The sequence below is a fragment of the Ignavibacteria bacterium genome (assembly GCA_017303675.1).
GTDB lineage: Bacteria > Bacteroidota > Ignavibacteria > Tepidaquicellales > OLB5 > OLB5.
The window spans coordinates 508,984-531,199 of record JAFLBX010000002.1 but is presented as its reverse complement, the minus strand read 5'-3'; the positions used below and the strand labels follow the sequence as shown (position 1 = coordinate 531,199).

Sequence of the window (22,216 nt, the reverse complement as noted above, 5' to 3'; positions counted from 1 at the left end):
AAGCTGCTCCTTCTATGTTGGATTTATGGATGAATTGATTTATAGTAACTCGTATCGCTGATTCATGTACAACTCAATTTTAGTGCCAATTACTCCGAACAGCGTTCGGAGCTACATTAATTGAATGGTTCACTGATCTGTTGTAGCTCGAATCGCTGATTCGAGTATAACATGATTTTCGCTTGTATTACTCCGAATGGTGTTCGGAACTGCACATTTTTACTTCTTATAACTTATTTTTCTTGGTACTGTGAACTGCCTTATGCCATCAATCGAGCCGATATAACCGTAACCGCTCTGCTTAACACCGACCCATGGTGTACCGCTCACAGCGCCGATGCCCTGGTTAACGCCTATCATGCCTGATTCGATCTTACGAGCTATATCCAGTCCCTTTTTCTTATTCTTAGTCCACACGGTAGCGCCGAGTCCAAATGGTGAATCATTGGCAAGCTTTACAGCTTCATCTTCAGTTTTGACTTTCTGTATTGCAACAACCGGACCGAAGGTCTCTTCATTCATTATCCTGTGTTTATGGGAAAGATTTGTAAGCAGGGTAGGCTCCATAAAGAAACCCTTATTATTTTTTGGCGCTTTGCCGCCTACAATTAGTTTAGCTCCTTTTTTAACAGCATCCTTAACCTGTGAAAGTACATTTGCGCGCTGCCTTTCACTCACAAGCGGACCCATATGAACAGAATCATCATAACCATTGCCGTATTTAAAGTTCTTTACACCGTTGGCAACAAGTGTTGTGAACTTATCGGCTGCTTTTTCCTGAACATATATTCTTTCAACCGAAACACAAACCTGGCCTGTGTTGCGTAAAGAACCGTTCACTGCAAAGTTCGCAGCCTTTTCTAAGTCTGCATCATTCAGCACTATCATTGGATCCTTGCCGCCAAGCTCTAAAACAATGCGTTTCAGCTTATCGCCGGCAGCTTTCATAATTATTTTGCCAACGGCTTGAGAGCCGACAAAAGCTATCATATCGATATTGCTGTGTATGAGGTAATTACCAACTTCATCAGCACCCTGAACGAGGTTTATAACTCCCTTAGGTAAATGTTTATTGAAAATATCAAATATCGCTTTGCCTGTAAGCGGGACCATTTCAGATGGCTTGAATACGACCGTATTCCCGGCGATCAGGGCAGGGGAGAGCAGGGATTCCGGCATACTTACCGGGAAATTCCACGGTGTGATGATTGCGCAGACTCCCAGCGGTGTGCGGTGCATTTCAGTCCGCAGGTTTTCTTCCTGTAAATTTTCAACAGCAAGAGCAGTTTTAGCCTGTTCAATGGTTTCGCGGATGCCGTAAGCCACTGCGTGGGTTTCACCCACTGCTGATCTGTACAACTTACCCATTTCATCGGTAATTATTCTTCCGATCTTTTCTTTCTGCTTAACAAAATCCTTAGCGCAGGCTTCAAGCATTTTGCTCCTCTGCGCAAGTGTTAATGAAGCCCATTTTTTCTGTGCTGCCCTTGCACTAGCTACTGCGCGGTCAATTTCCTTTTCGGTGGAACACTTAACCTTTTTTATAAGCTTTCCCGTTGCGGGATTGATGTCATCGATGTATTTTAATTTCATTTTACTTTCATTCCCTCGTAAGCGGGAATCTCTATTATTGATTTATTAAATTATCTTATCTTAAATCTGCAATTCTCGATATGAATATGACTTTCATTAAAACTGCAAAGCCCTTCGACTCCGCTCAGGGCGACAAAAAAATGTATTAATTGCTTTCGACTTAGATTTGCTATTAAACTTACTTTTCTATTGAACTTTCCTTATCTGCTTTAATTTCCTCACTGGGTAGCCCTAATATCTCTCTTGAACGGTTCAAAGCGTCATCAATATTGCCCCGAATGTTTTCTTCACCAATTTTTTCAAGCAACCCAGCCCGTTCACTGGCAAACATTGGCTGGGCATGAATACCTGAGAGAATTAAAACAGTGGAGTTCTTTTTACAATCATAATAAAAATCTTCCAGTGTTGCAATGCCAGTTGAATCAATTGCCGGAACATTTCTAAGCCTTAAAATAAGTACTTTTGTTGATTTGCCGACTATCCTGATAGCTTCCTTAAATTTACTTGCTGCACCAAAGAAAAACGGTCCGTTGATCTCATAAATTATAACACCCTTTGGAATATTTTTTCCCTGTATCGAGTTTGCGCCGGTTTCGTCTGATTCAATACTTTCATCAAACTCGCGGTTGATGATACCCACATTTGTAACTTCTGCCATTCTTTTCATGAATAACATTGCAGAAAGTACCATACCAACTTCAATGGCAATTGTCAGATCAAATATAACCGTTAAAAAGAATGTAGTAAGCAGAACAATTACATCACTTTTAGGCATTTTCAGCTGAGCCTTAAATTCCCGCCATTCACTCATATTATATGCAACTACAACCAAAATTGAAGCGAGTACACACATTGGTATCATACCGGCATATTTACCAAAAAACAGCATTATCAGCAGCAATACAACAGCATGCACCATTCCTGCAACCGGGGTTTTACCACCATTTCTAATATTTGTTACTGTGCGCGCAATAGCTCCCGTGGCGGGTATTCCCCCGAAAAGAGGTGTAATTATATTTGCTGCACCGTTAGCTATCAGCTCCATATTAGACCTGTGTTTGCTTCCTATCATACCATCAGCCACAACAGCGGAAAGTAATGATTCAATAGCTCCTAAGATCGCAATAGTAAATGCAGGTCCGGCAAGATTGTAAATTTTATCAAATGTAATAACAGGAATACCCGGTGCCGGAATTGAATTGCTCAATTCCCCGAATTTCGATGAAATTGTTTCTACATTTAACCCGAATATATACACAATCAGCGTACTAAATATCAGTGCAACAAAAGTTGAGGGTATCTTTTTTATAAACCGCCCAAGGAAGATTATAATAAAAAGTGATATAGCTGATACGATTATCGTATCAATATTAAAGGTAGTTATGCTTTTTGCGTAAACTGGAATTTTTGACAAAAACTCAGAAGGCAGCTCATGTATATTTAACCCCAGAAGATCTTTTATCTGTGTTGTAAAGATTATTAGCGCTATGCCTGAAGTGAAGCCGGTTATTATAGGGAGAGGTATGAACTTAATAAGCGTCCCAAGCTTCATAAAACCCATCAAAACTAAAATTATGCCGGCCATAATTGTAGCTATCATCAGCCCGTCAAGTCCGTATTTTTGAACAATACCGTAAACGATCACAATAAATGCACCGGTGGGACCGCCAATTTGTACACGGCTTCCTCCAAGTGCTGAAATTATAAATCCCGCAATTACCGCTGTGATTAATCCATTATTTGGAGAAACTCCCGAAGCTATTCCGAATGCAATTGCCAGAGGTAAAGCTACAATTCCGACTATTACACCTGATGATACATCGCTCAGGAACAGTGATCTATTGTAGGTTTTGAGGGTAGTTACGAGTTTTGGAACTAACATTATTTAGATTTATCTTGCAGCGCAGCGGTTTGGACCGATCTCAAGGTCTTCAGCGTAATCCAAAGGAATCATAACTCCCGCTTTATTGAATTTCTTTATGGTCTCATAATTTGGAGGGGTATTTGGTATGCTGGAAGTAATATAATCTATGAATTTCTGTTTATCATTCATTTTTAAAGGTTCTGAAGAAGCTTTTAAATCACCAAAGCTCATCACAACCGGTCTGATCTCGGTTTTTGTGAAGTGGCTTGGGAATATTTTCACTTCATCACTCAGTTTACCCATTATCGTTTGAAGAGTATCAAACAAAATAGCTGCTCCTTTTGTTGTTTCTTCCTTCGTCCTTGCCAGATCAGGTCTGCCGGGTGATTCCAGCAGAAGCAGGTCACCGCAAAGCAAAGCTTCATTGTTTACAAGAAATGATACGCTTCCATCTGTATGACCGGGTGTGCTCAAAACTTCAAGCTTAGTGCTTCCAATTACAAATTGTGATATATCTTTTAATGACTTAAACTGAAATACTTTATCTACTTCTATTTCATTAACATAGTAATCCATATTTAATTTTCTCGCAAGCTCCATACCGCCGGAAAAATGATCAGCATGAGCATGTGTATCAATTATATATTTCAGTGTAAGTGCATTTGCCCGTATATAATCTTCATACTCATCTATAAATACAGCCGGTTCGATAAGAGCGCATTGCTGTGTTGATTTATCAATGACAATGTAAGAAAGGCATCCTTTACCAATCCTAACGAACTGAATTACAGTAAAATCCGTAAAATCCAGCTTATAAATATCAAAATTCTCGTTCCAGCCTTTCATACCTTTTTCAAGGCTGACTGAATTATAGCCCATATCCCTTAAAATTGAAGCTGCGACCTGTGAATTCAGACCTTTTGCGCAGATAGTAACTATCATTTTATCTTTTGGAAGTGTTTTAAGCATTTCCTTTATGCCGATGTAATTGCCGTCAGAAATAAGGTCGTTTATAGGGATATTTATGCTGCCCTTTATATTCCAGTCCTTATATTCATCTTCTCTTCTTATATCAAGCAAAACGTAGCCGTTTTCTGCTGAATTTATATGATCTTTTACTTCTTTGGGTGAAATTAACAGGTTATCCATATTAGAATATTATTCCTTATTCAGAATTCTGATTTAATGATGCGAAATTAACGGTTAATTACCATAAATAAAATACAATTACAGGTGTAGTTGAACTGAACATGTTTATAAAATTTTATTCCTGAGTTTTAGAAAATAAAGATTTTATAGTGTTATAAACCCGATGTTTATGTATTATATTTGTAATACCTAAGGAGGTTTTTATGAAAAAAATATATTGTTTTCTCACATTGTTTTTTATTTTTACTCTGATTCCTTTCAATGTAACTTCACAAAGCAGCTTATCAGATTTTATTCCACTTCAAACGGGTAATATCTGGGTATATCAATGTTCAACAAATGGCTCAATGTGCGGCGGTTGTTCAGGCAGAGTCAGAATTATATTAACAGGTGATACAACGGCTAACGGTAAAACCTATAAGAAAGCAGTATCAACAAGCAGCGCTATATCAGGGGCCTGCCAAAGCTGCGGAGCTTTAGGATTAATAACGCTTTTCAACACAAGGTTTGATCTGCAAAACGGGAATATTTACCAGTTATATTCAGGGGGCTGTCAATATTCACCCGGAGAGATGATGATTGACAGTTTTAAAGCAAAGCTTGGTGATACTGTAAGAATGAACTGTATGCCACCGAATCAATTTCAGCATTATATCTGCAGTGATACAAATAATGCAACAGTTCTTGGATCAAGCCGGCAGGCAAGATTTTTCAATAATGCAGGTTTTGAAGGAAGTATTTACAGAAAATATGCTAAAGGGATAGGCCTATATCATGCTTACATGCAGGGACTAGATGGAGGCACGTTTGTATGTACCAGACAAATGATACTTCTTGGCTGCGTGATAAACGGTACTGTTTTTGGAGATACAAGTATGCTGGTTGGAATTAACCAGATCTCTGTTGAAGTACCTATGGAATTTTCTCTTTCTCAAAACTACCCAAACCCGTTCAATCCGAATACTAACATACAATTTGCTTTGCCGGAAGCGGCATTTACTAAAATTGTAATTTTTGATCTGCTGGGCAATGAAATTGAAACAATAGTCAGTGAACAATTAAATGCCGGCTCTTATGAAACCCAATGGAATGCAGTTAACTATCCAAGCGGTGTTTATTATTATCAATTAACAGCGGGTGATTATAAAGAAACAAAAAAAATGGTACTGATTAAATAAAGTTTTTAAATAAGGATTTTATCCAGCCGGTTTATTATTAAAGCCGGCTTTTTTTATTATAAAAACCGTATCAAGACTAATCCTCAAGGCACAACAAGACTCCAAGAAAATATTTTTAAAATTATTAAAACCTTTGTGTTACTTAAAGCCTTTGTGTCTTGGTGCCCAAAAGATTTATTACATTTAATGTTATGTTTTGAATTGGTATTATTGAAATAAATTTAGAACATAGATTCCCGCTTTCGCGGAAATATAAATAGCATGAAAATAAAATTTTGCGGCGCCGCTCAAACAGTTACAGGTTCACAGCATTTACTCGAAATATCCGGCAAAAAAGTACTGCTTGACTGCGGTCTTTACCAGGGTAAACGCGAAGAAGCATATAATATCAACAAACATTTCCTTTTTGATCCGAAAGAGCTAGATGTTGTAGTGCTTTCGCACGCGCACATTGATCACTCAGGCCTTTTGCCCGGACTCTATAAATCAGGCTTCAGGGGAGATGTGTATTCAACACCTGCAACCCGTGACCTGTGCGCTATCATGCTGCAGGATAGCGCGCATATACAGACAAGGGATATTGAATTTGTGAACAGGAAAAAGATCAGAAACGGTGAACCGCTTTTTAAGCCGCTGTACGGATTTGAAGAAGTAAGAGGTATTATGAAGCTTTTTAAATGCATGCCTTATAAACGGAAATTTAACCTTAACGGATTCGGAGGAAACGTTCAGGTAACATATTTTGATGCAGGTCATATATTAGGCTCTGCGCAGGTAAGGCTTGATATCAATGAAGGCGGTAAAAAGATAAAATTCGGTTTCACGGGTGATATCGGCAGGCCGCATTTGCCGATACTGCGTGACCCTGACCATATGGGTGATGTTGATTTCATGATATCAGAATCAACATACGGCGGAAGAGTGCATGATAAAGCGGCAGATATGGATGAACAGTTTGCCAAAGTGATACTTGAAGCGCTTCAGCGCGGCGGAAAAATTATTGTGCCCGCCTTCAGCGTTGGCAGAACGCAGGAGCTTGTCTATTCGCTCTCAAAGCTTTTCGCCAAAGGAATAATTCCTAAATTCCCGATATTTGTTGATAGTCCATTAAGCACAAATGTATCAGAAATATTCAAGCTGCACCCTGAGTGCTTTGACAGCGAAACGGCGGAGCTTATCTCGCGCGGAGTTGATGTATTCGGCTTCCAGAACTTAACATACATTAAAGATGCAGAGGATTCCAAAAAGCTGAATTATTTTAAAGGCTCATGTATGATAATAAGCGCAAGCGGCATGGCTGAATCAGGCAGAATTGTGCACCATCTGCGGAATAACATCAGCAGCGAAAAAAATACAATACTCATTGTCGGTTTCCAGGCGCCGCATACTCTCGGCAGGCGTATTGTTGAAGCCGAAGGCAAACAGGGAATGTTCGTTAGAATTTTCGGGGAAGAGCATGCAGTTAAAGCTAAGATATATGTTCTGAACTCATTTTCCGCTCATGCTGATAGGGATGAGTTGAGGGAATATTTCGGTAAGTTCACAAAAGGCACGCTTGAGAAGATATTCCTTGTACACGGTGACCCCGATCAGCAGGAAGCATTAAGATCAATGCTTGGTGATATGAATTATAAAGATGTTGGTATTCCCGCCAAAGGCGATGAGGTGCAGTTGTAAAATGCTGAGGTTGGTTGTAATATTATCCTTTGTTATTACAGCGGCAGTATTTGCGCAATCTGCAGATACTTTGTATCCGGTAAATGTTTATGTTAAAGATAAGCTGATGTATGGGTATATTAATCGTGATGGAGAAATAGTAATTCAACCCAAATATTATCGTGCAACTGATTTTAACAATGGCTTGGCAATTGTGGAAATTGATAGATTATCTGACCTATGGGCATGTATTAATACTAACGATGAGATTTTATTCATAATAAAAGCTGATTATTTTATTGAGGGTTTTTCAGAAGGATTTGCTGTAACAAGCTATAAGAATGATTATTTCTTTATCGATAGAAATGGAAATAATGTTTTTAATAAGACATTTTATTATGCTAATAATTTTCATAACGGATTTGCAGTTGTAAAACTTAATTCTCAAAATAGAAATATTTCAGTAATAAATAAAAAAGGAGAAATTGTATTAGATTCTTTATATAATTTCATATCTGATTTTAATAATGGTTATGCAAAAATTCAAATAAATAATCAAAGAGGTATTATCGATACTAATTTTAACGTTTCTTACTTAGATACTTCCATTCATTTTGCATTTACTGTGAACGAAAATCGAAACATTGTCAGCAATTTTATACCGGTTAAAATTAACAATAAAGTTGGATATATAGATTTGAATGGTAATATAAAAATTAATCCGGTATTTGAAAGAGGTAATGATTTTTATGAAGGACTAGCTTCAGTAAGTTTAGGCGGGAAATGGGGTTTCATTGATACAACATGGAAATTTGTCATTGAACCAAAGTTCAGCAATGCGGGTTGTTTCTTTGAAGGATTGGCACCAGTACATACTGAATATTCAATAAATGGAAGTTTTAACTCATTCATTAATAAGACCGGAAAAGTAATTATCCGGGATTCAACTAAATATCAAAGTAAATTTTTCCCTGATCGCTTCACAAGAAATGAAATATTTTGGCCAAAACCATTCAAAAATGGAATTTGTAATTATTCATCTTATGTAACGCTGACAATTTTTGAAAGATATGTAAGAAGTGATGGAAAATTTATTTGGGTTAAGGATTTATTAGATGAATAGAATATTCCTTTTCATTCTTTTGTTTATTATTGTAGCTTCTGCTTTTTCACAATCTGCAGATACATTATACCCTGTAAAAGCGTTTACAGAATCCGGTTATAAATACGGATATATAAATAATCAGGGTTACTTAAGCATTCAGCCGCAATTTACCTTTGCAAAAGATTACAGCGAAGGGCTTGCATTCGTGAAGTCAGATAATAATTCAAATTTATGGAATTGTATTAGTACAACTGGAACAACTCAATTCCAAATAAACGCAAAGTACGTTTATGATTTCAATAACGGACAGGCTAAGATCATAAATGAAAATGACAGTATATATTTCATAAATGAATCCGGTATACCCGTACAATTCATAACTCCCCCAATTGATCTTGACGCGAAGAAAACTCTAATTCCGTTTTACGAAAATATGAAATGGGGCTACAGGCTCGGACCCGATGTTGTGGTATTACCTGCAATCTACGAAATGGCAGGGGAGTTCAGTGAGGGGCTTGCACCCGTTTTTATTAAGTTCAAAGAATCTGACCTGCCCTCAGATAATTGCTATAATGCATTCATAAATGAAAAAGGTGATGTCATTATCAAAGCTGAACTGAAATATGATGATAAAGGCTTCCTGGAATCAGGTTATTTTTATTCACCCGGCCTATGGCAAAACGGTGTGTGCAGGTATTATACTTCAAACGACCCATTAACAAGGGTTGAAAAGTACATCAGGAGAGATGGTAATATCATTTGGTAATTATTAACCAGTCATTTATTCAAAGTTCTTCATATTGCATTTGTTGAAGGCAAGACTTGCCTGACTTCTGATTGAATATTCTTTTCTCTGTAACTTTGTTTCTCTGTGGTGAAAAGCTTTTAATTTTTTAAATAATTTTAACTTTGGTAAACGGCATTGAAGAGAATCCCTCATTTCCAAAACCATTTATTTCTACTGAGATTGTTGCCTGGATACCCGCTTTCGCGCCTGCATGCTGCAGGCAGGGGTATGACAACATAAGTTATATTTCGTGTAATTAGTGCAATTCGTGGTTATGGCTTTTAGTAATTTTGAAAAAAGATACCTGCTTTTACCCCAATGGAGTAAACGAAGCCATGACACCAACTCTGTTAACCCCGGAAGGAGATTGACATATACCATTATTACAAAGCCCCATAGGGGCGATGTGTTAGTATATAATCAATATACCTGTTGAGTTCCTTCGCTTCGCTCAGGAATAAAGAATTGAAATAGTTAATAAATATTGCTATTTTTGAGGGTTATAGTATAAAAATGAGAATAATAACATTATCTCTGGTTTTATATTTTTTGTTCAGCTCATTCAGCTGTACAAAGGATAAAGTTGACTGGACTCCCGTTCCGGACAGTATAAAAAATAAAAATATACAAAGTAATAATGTGAAAATAAGCTCAAAAAATTCAGTAAATACTACTGAAGATTTTACTGTAACAACATCAGATAAAAAAGAAATATCAGGTTCTTTATTTTTTTCGGAATCAAAAAAGGATGAATCACAGCCTCTGGTTATTCTGGTTCACCAGTTTACTCAAGACCGCAAACAGTGGCAGCAAAGCTTTATTGATTCATTGCTGAACAGCGGATTCAAAGTGCTGGCTTATGATATCAGGGGACATGGTAGGTCAGATAAACAAAACGGTGAGCTTGAAAGTATTTTAAGCGATCCGGAACAGGCACCCCTGGATATTAAGGCTGTTATTGATTGGGCTAAATCCCGAAAGGGGATCGATTCAACCAGGATCGCCGCCATTGGTACATCAGTGGGAGGTAATTTGGCTCTGTATGCAGCGCTGAATTGCGGAGTAAAAATCCCCATCGCCGTTTCCAACGGCAAGCAGACTTTTGAAGCTTTCACGGGATTCAATGAGCTGATGATGGGAAGGCCGAACTTCCCTAAAATGAAAAATGTGATGTTGATATGCGCCAGCAAAGATGGTGATCATGAATCAGGGCAAAAATGGATCTATGAAAATTTTTGTGATAAACCTTCTGAGATGAAAGTTTACGATTCCGGTAAACACGGCAAATTCCTGATAGAAGAAAAACCCGAAATAAATGACCTGATGTTAAGCTGGCTTAAAAAGTATTTATAGTTTTAATTTATAATATTCAAATTTACTGTATATATTAACCGGGGATTTAACACAACTAAAGTTTTAAAACCTCTGAAGTATTAAAACCAAAGGTATATTAACCTAAAGGAACATTAAGTTGATAAATTTTTTAGATTTTGCGAATTCGATTCCGTTATTAATTGTCGCAGGCGGCGCGTTAATGGTAATGCTGCTGGAAACTGTTTTTCCGCGCTCATTTAAAGGCAAAAGTGAAACGATAATATTTTATTTTTCTATTGCAGCGCTTGCAGCGGCAGTTGCTTTTTCATTTGGCGACTTAACGAAAAATTTTGTGATATATAACAAGTTCCTGCGTGTGAACACGCTTACATCAGTGCTTAATATAGCAATGATAGCGGGAATATTTATCACCGTTCTTTCATCTAAAAAATATCTTGAATCAGAAAATATCAATCACGGCGAATATTATTCGCTTCTTTTCTTTTCTCTGCTGGGAATGATGCTGATGTGCCAGGCAAATGACCTGATAGTGGTTTTTGTAGGACTTGAGCTTATGTCAATTTCATTCTACATCCTGGCCGGGTTTATGAGAAGAAAGATCGAATCAAACGAAAGCGCTATAAAATATTTCCTGCTCGGCGCATTTTTGACCGGCTTCCTGCTGCTTGGAATAGCTTTTATCTACGGTTATACAGGCTCAACAAACTTCACAGCAATTGCAGATAAACATCCCGAAAAAGATACTTTCTATTTACTCGGTTTAACACTCGTTTTTATTGCATTTATATTTAAGACCGGAGCTTTCCCGCTGCAGATGTGGATACCCGATGTTTACCAGGGCGCTCCAACAATTGTTACAGGTATGATGTCCAGTGTAGGTAAAACCGCCGCATTCGGCGCAATGATATCTTTCTTTTCAATATTCGGGCTGAACAATATTCCCATGGTAGTTGCAATGGTTGCAATATTAACCATGTTATACGGCAACGTAGTTGCTCTTGTACAGACGAATATTAAACGACTGCTTGCATACTCGAGTATTGCTCATGCAGGTTATATAATGGTTGGCTTCCTTACAATTAACGCATTTTCAATTCATGCAATTTTATTCTATTTGGTTTCATATATACTGATGCAGTCAGGTGCTTTTATAATAATTTCAATGGTTGAAGAAAAAACACCTGATAACGGCTCACGCAATCTGCTTGAAAGCTACAAGGGCCTTGGTAAAACAAATCCCATGCTTTCATTGCTTATGACAATATTTCTATTCTCGCTTGCCGGCATTCCGCCTTTTGCGGGATTCTGGGGCAAGTATTACATCTTCCTTTCAGCTATTCAGCTTAATTATATCTGGGTGGCAATTATCGGGATTTTATTGAGCCTTGTAGGTGTTTACTATTACATCAAAGTGATATTATATATGTGGTTCTATGAACCGGTTGGTGAATCAGTTACCGAGCACAGGCAGGATTTTTCATACACCGCGGCAGTTATTTCGGTTATCGGACTCTTTGCTTTCGGTGTTTATCCCGAGCTGGTTCTTAGGTACATCAGGAACATTTTCTGATAAGGTAATTCCCCCGGTTAAAATATAATATTTCTCTTTGAATAAGTTGTGAATTAAAAAGAGAGAATGAAATTAGTTTATTCCAAATGGAACGAAAGCTCCCTTACTGATGAACAAAGGCTTGAAAAGCTTCTTAATTTGTTCAGCTATATCCTTTTGCAGACTTCAGGTGATGTGAACGAAGCTCTTGACTGGCTTAGCCAGCTTGATGAGCGTTATAACTTCTTTGATGAGAACATGTCGCTAAGTGATTTCATAAATAAGCTCAAAGAAAAAGGACTTATTGATGATACTGACGGTATGTTCACCTTAACCCCCAAAGGCGAAATGAAAATTCGCCAGGATTCATTCAAAGAGATATTCGGGAATATGAAAAAATCCCCGGAAGGATTTCATGAGTCACCTATGAGCGGCAAGGGGATTGAGCGCAATAACACCACAAAAAAATACCAGTTCGGCGATCAGCCGCAGAATATAGATACCACACAGACCCTCAGCAATGCTTTTAAGCGCGAAGGAATAGACAGTTTCAGTCTGAATGAAGATGATATCGAAATTTATGAAACAGAAATGCAGACCTCGGCAGCGACTGTGCTGCTTGTTGATATAAGCCACAGCATGATATTGTACGGAGAGGACAGGATTACTCCTGCCAAGCAGGTTGCCCTTGGGCTTTCTGAGCTGATACTTTCAAAATACCGCAAGGATTCACTTAACATTGTGCTCTTTGGCGATGAAGCCCGCGAAGTTTCTGTCAGTGAATTGCCTTTTGTGAGCGTGGGTCCATACCACACCAACACAAAAGCGGGACTTGAGCTTGCGCGCAGCATTTTACGCAGAAAAAAGAACGCGAACAAACAAATTATTATGATAACCGACGGCAAGCCTTCTGCAATTTATGAACCCGGTACCAATTCACGGCGCATTTATAAAAATTCCTGGGGGCTGGATCCCAAAATAATCAACAAGACACTTGATGAAGCCATAGCCTGCCGGCGTGAGAAAATAAAAATCACAACATTTATGATAGCGCAGGATGAATATTTGATCGAGTTCATTAAGGAATTCACAGCCGCAAACGGCGGCAAGGCGTATTATTCATCGCTTAACGAGCTTGGCGAGCAGGTTTTTGTTGACTACCTGAAAAATAAAAGAAGATTTGAAGATTGAAATTAAAACGAACATTGCTGAAGTATGCTGTAATACTTAGTTTCTTTGTAACCCTGCCGGGAATTTATTCCCAAACGGACAGCGTTAAATCCGTTGATTCGCTGATCTTTAAAGGCACACTCGGCAAATTCAAAAACGCAGTATCAATTTCAACTGCCAGGGAAGAGTTTATTTTTGTATCAGACCTTGAAGATAACAAAATTTACAAGCTTTCAACCACCGGTGTTGAGCTTGCATCATTTGGCGGCTCAGGATTAGGGCCTAATGAGCTTAACCAGCCATATTCCATCGATGCATCAAACGGGCTTGATGTGCTTGTGGCAGATTACCAGAACAACCGCATCAAAAGGCTTGATATAAACCTGAATTACATTTTATCATTTGATTTCAACTCATATAACCTTACGGCTGAATCATCAAAAAAAATATACAACCCAAACGGCGTGATGACACTAAGCACAGGCGAAGTATACGTGCTGTGCGACGCCACAAATTATAAGGCTGCAAGAATAAACGATTACAGCGAAATAAGCATAGTGTTCGGCTCCAACAGCCTTGGCGCGGAGCGCCTTGAAGAACCGGTAAAGATAGTAAAAGGGAACCAGCTTGATATGTGGATACTTGATAAAAAAACAGGTGACCTAATAAATTTTAATAATTTCGGTGTATTCGTAAAAAAAATTACCAAGCGGGGAAATAGTCCAATAAAAAGTATTGCATATTTTAATGATAATTTATTTATATTGCATGCCAATGAGCTGATAGTTTATGACTTAAAGAAGGGACAGTTCTCAAAATTCTACAGATTCCCTGCAATTAAGAGTTTAACCGATATCGCTGTAATTGATAAGAACACCGTTTTGTTGTTATCAAAAGATTCGGTTCATAAATACTCAATTCAGAATTAACTAAAATTAAAAAAAATAACTAATAGCTGGTAACACTTTCCCGGATACGGGAATTAAAACGGGTGATATCATAGGCTGTTTTCTTAAGAAAGGAAAACATCATGGCAAAAGATCTAAACAAAGCAATGCTTATCGGCAGATTGGGACAGGATCCCGAACTGAAATATACCCAGAGCGGTATAGCGGTAGTAAGTTTTTCAGTGGCAACCGGACTTAAATGGAAAGACCAGGAAGGCAACTGGCAGGAAAAAACCGAATGGCATAACTGCAAAGCATGGCGCGGACTTGCTGAAACAATAAGCAACTATCTTAAAAAAGGAAGTAAGGTTTATGTTGAAGGCAGGCTTGAAACATCCAACTGGGAAGACGAGAACAAGAAAAAGCATTATAAGACGGAGATCGTTGTAGATGAAATGATAATGCTTGACGGAAAAGGCGATAACTCAGGCGGAAGCGGTAACGGCGGTAATTACAGCCAAACCAAACCCGCAGGTAAACCTGCAGCAACAACAGATGATGATTTACCGTTTTAGTTTTAAATAAAATAGATACAGATCAAAGGCTGTCTTAGTAATAAGGCAGCCTTTTTTGTTTGTAGATACAAACAATTTATCTTAATTTACAATAATCAAATTCCACGCCATTTGAAAAAGCTGCTTAAAATAACGCTTACCGTATTTTTTACAACAATATTATTGCTTGGCTTTGCTGTGCCTTTAAATATGCCAAACGGTTTTTGGTACCAGCAGTTTATGCCGAATATAAATAACATGCCAATTTCAGATATTATTTTCGTTGATAGTTTAAATGGGTATGCTATTACAGGAGATCAAACACCAAATGATACTAATTATATTCTTAAAACAACATCAGGAGGTGATTCATGGAATATTATTTACAGGGCATATAGAAATCATTTAAGGATAAAATTCTTAAATTTAAATACAGGATTTGTGTGCGGGGGTTTCAATACTTCAAGCGGTGAACTGATTAAAACCACGAATGCCGGAATAAACTGGCAACCATTAAATACTCCAGGTTCTATATGGTATGATGATATGTCATTATTTGGAGAAGATACAATGTGGCTGGTTCAAAGAAGCAGTCTAGATGGCGGAATTTTCTTCACCTCAAACGGCGGAGTGAACTGGCAGAACCAATTTTCCTCAGGCAATCAGAATCCGAATAAGATATACATGTACAACGCAAGAATAGGGTTTATGTCTAACAGCTCTGCATTGCCGAATATATACAAAACCACGAACGGAGGTGTGAACTGGATATTAAATATCAGCGGACAGTATATCAGGGATATGACTTTTACAGATAGCTTGACAGGCTGGTATTCACATGGAACAGGCGTTTATAAAACTACAAATTGCGGAAATAACTGGATAACACAAATTCTCCCAACGGGAGGGAACATATTTGTAACAGGAGTAAATAAATTTTCAGCGCTAAACAAGGATACTTTGTGGGCTGTCGGTGGTGTAATGGCTGTAGGTTCCGGTTCACGGGGTATATTATATAGGACCATAGATGGCGGAAACAACTGGCTGTTTAATTTACCCGATACTTCTATAAATAATTTCATGTATTATCATTTGCAATTTATAAATAGAAGAATAGGCTGGGCATATACAACAAACAGAGGTATTCATACAACCAACGGCGGCGATACAACATTTTTGCTGCCTGTAAATCAAATAAACACAGAAGTACCGAAAGAATATAAACTATATCAGAATTATCCAAATCCATTCAACCCGGTTACAAATATAAAGTATTCTGTGAAAGGTGAAACGTCAAACGTGAAACTAGTAGTATTTGATATAACGGGTAAAGAAATAACAAAACTGGTAAATCAGGAACAATCCGCAGGAATATATGAAGTGGATTTTAGTGGTAACGGATATGCTTCGGGAGTATATTTTTATAGTCTTACAGTTGAAGGAATTATTTTAGACACAAAAAAAATGATTCTTTTAAAGTAGCACAAATTAATTCCTCCGCTTACTTTAAATTATCAGTAGTATATATTAAAAAAAACCTCTAAAATTAGTGGTTTTTCATTATTTCTGAAAAGTCGTTCTCTTTTTGCGGGCAATTCAGTTAATAATTGGTTTTTTCAGGACTTTGAATTACTAGTATCATTCCTAAGTATAATGGAGATTGTCAATATATAAAGCCTTTCGGGGGTATAATCAGCTTTATATAAGATTTCGCCTAAATTGGTGTCTTTTGAAGTAACTGCTTTTATTTCTTTTTCATACTGCTGTAATTTACTTACTGCAGCAACAATGGATTTTCTGTTATAATTAAAAATTAAACAATATTAAAGATTTTATAATATTTTAAAATTGTTATTAAAGGTTAATTAATTCAATTTTATTTCAGTAAAAGCATTTTTTTTGTTTCAATAAAGTTTTGGGTGTTTAATTTATAAAAATATAATCCGCTTGAAAGCTTATTTGCATTATAAATTATTCGGTATTCACCGGCATTTAAGTTTTGGTTCAGTAATTGATCAATCAATTTTCCATTTATATCATAAATACTTAAATGTATCATTCCGGGTTTATTTATATTAAATTCAATTACAGTAGTGGGATTAAATGGATTAGGGTAATTTTGTTTCAGCTGAGATTTCATTGGCACATTACTGTTAATCTGTGTTATTCCAATAGGTTTAATAGTTACTTCACAGGTCCATGCCTGATGTATTCCTGATTTATCGTCAAACCAAATTGGCCGAATTTTATCACCGGCTGCAGTTATACCGATATAGTCTCCCATATAACCGGGTGAACCTTGTTCCGATTTTACCAGCCATGCATGGCCGCTCACTTTAAAATCATTCCATGTTTCTCCGCCATCGGTAGACCGAGCCATAAATGTTTCGCAAGAATCTCCAACAGAAGGAAAATTTCTGTTATCATAAAACGTAATATTTATTCCGCCATACTGATCAACACAGATTGCAGGGAAAAACTGTACTTTACCGTTATTCAGCGGGTCCTGATTTACTTTTATACCCGGAGACCATGTAACGCCTGAATTTGATGAATAACATAATATAATATCTGCATCGCTTCCGGCTGGCTGTAAGTTATATGAAGAAGTTACAATATACACTCGTCCATTAAATGGCCCGCCGCTCTTATCAACAGCTATTCTTGGGTTTGAGTTTACACGGATTCCCCATCCGTTAAAATTTGATTTTAATATACCGTTAATATTCAATGCAGTATCGGTTGGCTGCCAGTTAATACCTCCATCTGTCGACTTGCTAAATGCAATAAAGTCTTCATTTAGAGGTGCAAAAGTTATTTTAGAAGCCCAGCAAACATAAACCTCACCGTTTATACCCGTTGCTACTTCACATCCACCGGGATAGTGACCTGTAATAACAGTATTAATCTGTTTAGGAACTGTCCAGTTTAATCCGTTATTAGCAGTAAAAGATAAAGCAGCTGAAATCGGAACAGTAAGATAATTTGACCAGACTGCATAAGTCCTTCCGTAAAATGGGCTTAATAAAGAATTATCTATACCAGCCAAAATTTTATCAGCGCTTCTCTCCTGAATGACTATTTTATCTGACCATGTAAAACCGTTGTTAGTAGAATATGAACAAACTGCGCCATAATTGTTTCCTGTAGTATTAGCTATTGCTATGTAAAGCATAACACCGTTTATATCTATAATTGGTGCAGGATCAAATGCAGCATTTGAAAATGGTGCAAAAGCATTGGTGCCGAACCAGTTAATACCTCCATTTGTACTAATAGAAGACCCTAGAATGTATGAGTTAAAGACTTTTGTATTAAATGCGCTGAATATAATATCAGGATTGTGCGGATGAACTGTAATATTAGTTTCTGTCTGAGAAACTGAATCAGAAGGAAGAACCCTGTAGCTTGGACTAATATTGAATGTAGATTTATTAAATTTATCAGTGCTGTAAGTTCTTTGATGAAACTGTAATAAAGTAATGATAAGTGAAAGGCTAATGATAGTTACACGCAAATAAATCATATTTTATTTTATAAAATTTTGTTATGTGCAGATTAAAATACATCTATTGCATACTAATTACAATTCAATCAGAATATAAAATTAAATTTGATAATCCCAGTAACTTTTTTATTTTGTTACTATTATTAGTGTTTTCAATTTCGAAATTATCGATTTCGTGTAATTTGTGTAATTCGTGGTTACAATTTTGATAATTTCCCGAACCAATAAATTAGAAATAAGAAAATAGATAGGACAGCCATATATACTATAAAAGCCTCTAACATCAGAGGCTTTTATGTTTATATATAATACACTTAGCTATTTATAGTTCAGGATATATCCATCTTCTTTGAAGATGTGCGCAATGAGCGCCGTACGCATCCAAAGGCCATTGACTTCCTGCTTCCAGTACCATGCGCGCTGGTCTTTATCTATCTCCGGGGGAATCTCATTCCGGCGGGGGAGCGGGTGCAGAATTACCGCATTCGGCTTCATTTGATGCAATAATGCCGTTTTAAGGTAAAATGTTGTGTAATCTATGGTTTTCGACTCATGCTGCTTATCATATTCATCCTGAATCCTTGTATAATAAAATACATCCGCTTTTTTGATGTATTTTTCAAGGTTATCTGATTCTTCAAAACTTATCTTTTCCTTAAGCAAATACGCCCTGATATCATCCGGGATTTTTAGCTCCTCAGGTGATAAAAACACAAATTTAATACCATCAAAATTGCTCAGCATATAAACCAATGAACGCACAGCTCTGCCGCGCTTAAGATCACCGATAAATGCTATAGTCTTGTTCTTAACCTTGCCTTTAAACGCCCTGCATAGCGTGTAAACATCAAGCAATGCCTGTGTTGGGTGCTCATGCGGTCCTGAACCTGCATTAATTATCGGTATAGGCTTATCTGAATTATTGAACATCAGCGCAGCTTTTTCAGCGAGATTCTCCTCAACATGGCGCATTATTATCATATCAGTGTATGAGTGCATGGTCTCAAGGGTATCCTCGATGGATTCGCCCTTAACTTCGCTGGAATAACCTGCTGAACGCATATCGCTGGTTTTAATTCCGAGTATCTGGCATGCATTGTTGAATGAGAGGTATGTGCGGGTTGAAGGCTGTGCGAAATACAGCACTGCGCGCTTATGTGAGAGTATAGACTGCAGAAAATCAAGCCCGTCTTTGCTTTTGGCTATTTTTCTGATGCGGTCAGCAAGCTCAAACAGTCCGTAAAGCTCACTTCGGCTGAACTGCTGAGCGGAAAGTACATGGTATATTCTCCCTGAGGAAAGAAGCTTAAGCCGTTTTTTTTCGCTCAGCTTTTCAGCTTCTCCCCAGGTATTTATTTTACTTTTTTGTGTGATCTTTTTTACCGTAGCTTAAAGTTTATTTGTATTTTTTAACGAAATCAGTCAATATCTGTGTCAAGTCCGGCCTGCCGACTTCCTGAAGGTCATAATCTATCCTTACAGCCGGCTTATTAATCTTGATAACACGCCTCAGATCGATCGGTGTTCCGATAATAACCGCATCACATGGTATCTTGTTAATGGTCGCCTCAAGGTCCTTCATCTGTTTATCACCGTATCCCATAGCCGGTAAGAGTATTCCGATACCGGGATATTTATCGTAAGTATCTTTTATGCTCTTAACTGCATAAGGTCTCGGGTCAATTACTTCGGCAGCTTCGAACTTCTGAGCGGCAATTGTGCCGGCGCCGTATTTCATTTCACCATGCGTTAATGTGGGACCGTCTTCAACAACCAGAACTTTCTTACCACGAATTAACTTAATATCATTTGGATTTTCAAGTGAAATAGGGGAGGCTGCTTCTACAATTTTAGCTGCGGGATTCAGCTTTAGAACATTTTCTCTAACTGTATTAATTTGTTCTAAGTTAGCTGAATCTATTTTATTAATAACTACCACATCTGCAAGATGAATATTTGTTCTTCCGGGGTAGTAGCTCATTTCATGTCCGGCGCGGTGAGGGTCAACAACTGTGATAGTAAGATCGGCTTTATAAAATGACATATCATTATTTCCGCCATCCCAGATAACAATATCAGCTTCTTTTTCAGCATCACGGAGTATAGCTTCGTAATCAACACCGGCATATATAACATTGCCTCTGGAAATATGCGGCTCGTATTCTTCCATTTCTTCGATGGTGCAATCATGCTTTTTCAGGTCGCTGATAGCCGCAAACCGCTGAACTTTCTGCTTTGCAAGATCGCCATAAGGCATTGGATGCCTTACTGAAACGGTCTTTTTGCCAAGTTTCTGCAATACATCAACAACTTTGCGTGATGTCTGGCTTTTTCCGGCTCCCGTTCGGCTTGCTACCACTGCAACAACGGGCTTAATTGATTTGACCATAGTATCTGCCGCGCCAAGTGTAATAAAATCGGCTCCCGCTGCGTTAACTATTGCGCCTTTCTGCATAACATAGCTGAAGGGGACATCTGAATAAGAAAATATAACCTGGTTAACGTTGAATTTTTTGATCAGATCAAGCAGGTCTGATTCCGGAAAAATTGGGATTCCTTTAGGATACAGCTTGCCGGCAAGGCTTGCCGGGTATTTACGGCCTTCGATATTTGGGATCTGTGTTGCTGTGAATGCTACAACGTTGTATAAAGGGTTATTTCTGTAAACAACATTGAAGTTATGGAAATCTCTACCAGCAGCACCCATGATCAATACATTTATTTTAGTCATTTTGGTAGAATTTATATTAGTAACTTATACAAATATAGCACTTAAGGTCATTACCAACTATGATTTAAGTCATAAATGCGTGAATCCTGAACGAAGTGAAGGATCTTATTAGGAGTTTAGACAGGATAAAAAACTAAACAAATTTACGGATCTTGCTTATGGTTTGGTATGTGTATTAATAGTTAAATGCAAAACTATTCAGGTCTTGCGCTTAAATTGAGATTCTTCTCTCACAAAGTTCGCTCAGAATTAGTTGCTATTTCAATACAGGCGCGTAATTACCAAGCTTCAGTTCGTCAATTTGTTTGACTTTAAAGTCCAAAGACTCGTTTTTAAGCTTTTTCTGTAAAATGTTGTTATTTACGTGAATTTGCATCCTGCATTGCTCAAAATATTCCTTTAAGCCGTCAACTTTCAGCTTAATCGTTTCTGATGCGTTTAAAACATCAGCATCAGTATTGAACTTGAAATTATTGGCATAATCTATGTGGGCATTTACATCATTTACGAATACATTTAAAGTATCGATATCCTTTAATATCAATTCCTCAGTAGCGTCATTCTGATAGCTTTGCATGAGCCTGAACTGAGCCTGTTCACGGTAAAACATTGAATCAAGCTTTGCCAGGGCGAATTGCCATTCGGCTTTCCAGTCATTTTGTGCATTGGTACTGCAGGTAAATAAAGAAGCGAAGAATATTATAGAGATGAAAAAATATTTATACATATATACAATTAGATTATTTAACACATCAAAAGTAATTAACCGAAACTATAAAAGCAATCATCTAAAACCCCAAATTTACGGTATGCGGAATTATCCAAAAACACAGCATTTTCACATATTGTGGATAAATTGAGAAATAATATATATTATGTAAAGTTGAATGTTATGTTTATTTATGCGATTTGTTGATAACTTTCGGTTTCTGTTTCAGCCTGTTCCCTTTTACTATCTGTGAGTTGCCTTATTTTTATACCGGATAATTTTATTCATCTGATTTTGTATGTAAACAGTTTGTTATCAAAATATATTAATGAATAATTATTAGTGCTAAATATAAACTATTCTTATTCTATATCTTAAATGAACTTGATCTGCATTAGCAATACAGCAGCTCTCATTTATTTTTTAAATATTTTTAATTAT

17 protein-coding genes are annotated in these 22,216 nt (G+C 37.3%); 10 read left to right on the top strand and 7 right to left on the bottom strand.

All coding sequences use genetic code 11. From position 1 onward, the window contains the following. Positions 1–219: 219 nt before the first annotated feature. From J0M37_11765 to J0M37_11755, 3 genes are all read right to left on the bottom strand, one after another. Positions 220–1,593, bottom strand: coding sequence for an aldehyde dehydrogenase (locus J0M37_11765; protein ID MBN8585762.1), 1,374 nt, complete (start codon positions 1,591–1,593; stop codon positions 220–222). Between the two features lie 178 nt (positions 1,594–1,771). Continuing rightward, complete coding sequence (gene sulP, locus J0M37_11760; GenBank protein MBN8585761.1) at positions 1,772–3,475, bottom strand: sulfate permease; 1,704 nt, start codon at positions 3,473–3,475, stop codon at positions 1,772–1,774. A gap of 9 nt (positions 3,476–3,484) precedes the next feature. Continuing rightward, positions 3,485–4,606, bottom strand: coding sequence for an MBL fold metallo-hydrolase (locus J0M37_11755; GenBank protein MBN8585760.1), 1,122 nt, complete (start codon positions 4,604–4,606; stop codon positions 3,485–3,487). A gap of 203 nt (positions 4,607–4,809) precedes the next feature. Here J0M37_11755 and J0M37_11750 point away from each other — a divergent pair, with 203 nt between their 5' ends. From J0M37_11750 to J0M37_11705, 10 genes are all read left to right on the top strand, one after another. After that, positions 4,810–5,784, top strand: a complete 975-nt coding sequence (locus tag J0M37_11750) for a T9SS type A sorting domain-containing protein (GenBank protein MBN8585759.1) — start codon at positions 4,810–4,812, stop codon at positions 5,782–5,784. 261 nt (positions 5,785–6,045) lie between these two features. Continuing rightward, positions 6,046–7,461 (top strand): MBL fold metallo-hydrolase, encoded by a 1,416-nt coding sequence (locus J0M37_11745; protein ID MBN8585758.1) that lies wholly within the window; start codon positions 6,046–6,048, stop codon positions 7,459–7,461. 1 nt (position 7,462) lies between these two features. After that, positions 7,463–8,563: a WG repeat-containing protein gene (locus tag J0M37_11740; protein MBN8585757.1), complete on the top strand. Its 1,101-nt coding sequence runs from the start codon at positions 7,463–7,465 to the stop codon at positions 8,561–8,563. Next, entirely contained in the window at positions 8,556–9,311 is a 756-nt protein-coding gene (locus J0M37_11735; GenBank protein ID MBN8585756.1) for a WG repeat-containing protein, read from the top strand. The genes J0M37_11740 and J0M37_11735 overlap by 8 nt, the downstream gene beginning before the upstream one ends. Before the next feature lie 534 nt (positions 9,312–9,845). Then, positions 9,846–10,685, top strand: coding sequence for an alpha/beta fold hydrolase (locus tag J0M37_11730; GenBank protein MBN8585755.1), 840 nt, complete (start codon positions 9,846–9,848; stop codon positions 10,683–10,685). A gap of 118 nt (positions 10,686–10,803) precedes the next feature. Next, positions 10,804–12,237 (top strand): NADH-quinone oxidoreductase subunit N, encoded by a 1,434-nt coding sequence (locus J0M37_11725; GenBank protein ID MBN8585754.1) that lies wholly within the window; start codon positions 10,804–10,806, stop codon positions 12,235–12,237. Between the two features lie 66 nt (positions 12,238–12,303). Then, complete coding sequence (locus J0M37_11720) at positions 12,304–13,407, top strand: VWA domain-containing protein (GenBank protein MBN8585753.1); 1,104 nt, start codon at positions 12,304–12,306, stop codon at positions 13,405–13,407. Next, entirely contained in the window at positions 13,404–14,315 is a 912-nt protein-coding gene (locus J0M37_11715; GenBank protein ID MBN8585752.1) for a hypothetical protein, read from the top strand. Before J0M37_11720 ends, J0M37_11715 begins: the two co-directional genes overlap by 4 nt. Before the next feature lie 101 nt (positions 14,316–14,416). Then, a complete protein-coding gene (locus J0M37_11710; protein ID MBN8585751.1) occupies positions 14,417–14,848 on the top strand; it encodes a single-stranded DNA-binding protein in 432 nt (143 codons plus the stop codon). Between the two features lie 111 nt (positions 14,849–14,959). Then, positions 14,960–16,309, top strand: a complete 1,350-nt coding sequence (locus J0M37_11705) for a T9SS type A sorting domain-containing protein (protein MBN8585750.1) — start codon at positions 14,960–14,962, stop codon at positions 16,307–16,309. A 394-nt stretch (positions 16,310–16,703) separates the two neighbouring features. Here J0M37_11705 and J0M37_11700 read toward each other — a convergent pair whose 3' ends face one another. The 4 genes from J0M37_11700 to J0M37_11685 all read right to left on the bottom strand — a co-directional run bounded on the left by J0M37_11700 (position 16,704) and on the right by J0M37_11685 (position 21,793). Then, positions 16,704–18,344, bottom strand: a complete 1,641-nt coding sequence (locus J0M37_11700) for a T9SS type A sorting domain-containing protein (GenBank protein MBN8585749.1) — start codon at positions 18,342–18,344, stop codon at positions 16,704–16,706. A gap of 309 nt (positions 18,345–18,653) precedes the next feature. Continuing rightward, entirely contained in the window at positions 18,654–19,709 is a 1,056-nt protein-coding gene (pyrB, locus tag J0M37_11695) for an aspartate carbamoyltransferase (GenBank protein MBN8585748.1), read from the bottom strand. 22 nt (positions 19,710–19,731) lie between these two features. Beyond that, the gene (locus J0M37_11690; GenBank protein ID MBN8585747.1) at positions 19,732–21,066 is read right to left on the bottom strand and encodes a GTPase; all 1,335 of its coding nucleotides are present in this window, start codon (positions 21,064–21,066) and stop codon (positions 19,732–19,734) included. Between the two features lie 256 nt (positions 21,067–21,322). After that, positions 21,323–21,793, bottom strand: coding sequence for a hypothetical protein (locus J0M37_11685; GenBank protein MBN8585746.1), 471 nt, complete (start codon positions 21,791–21,793; stop codon positions 21,323–21,325). Between the last annotated feature and the right edge of the window lie 423 nt (positions 21,794–22,216).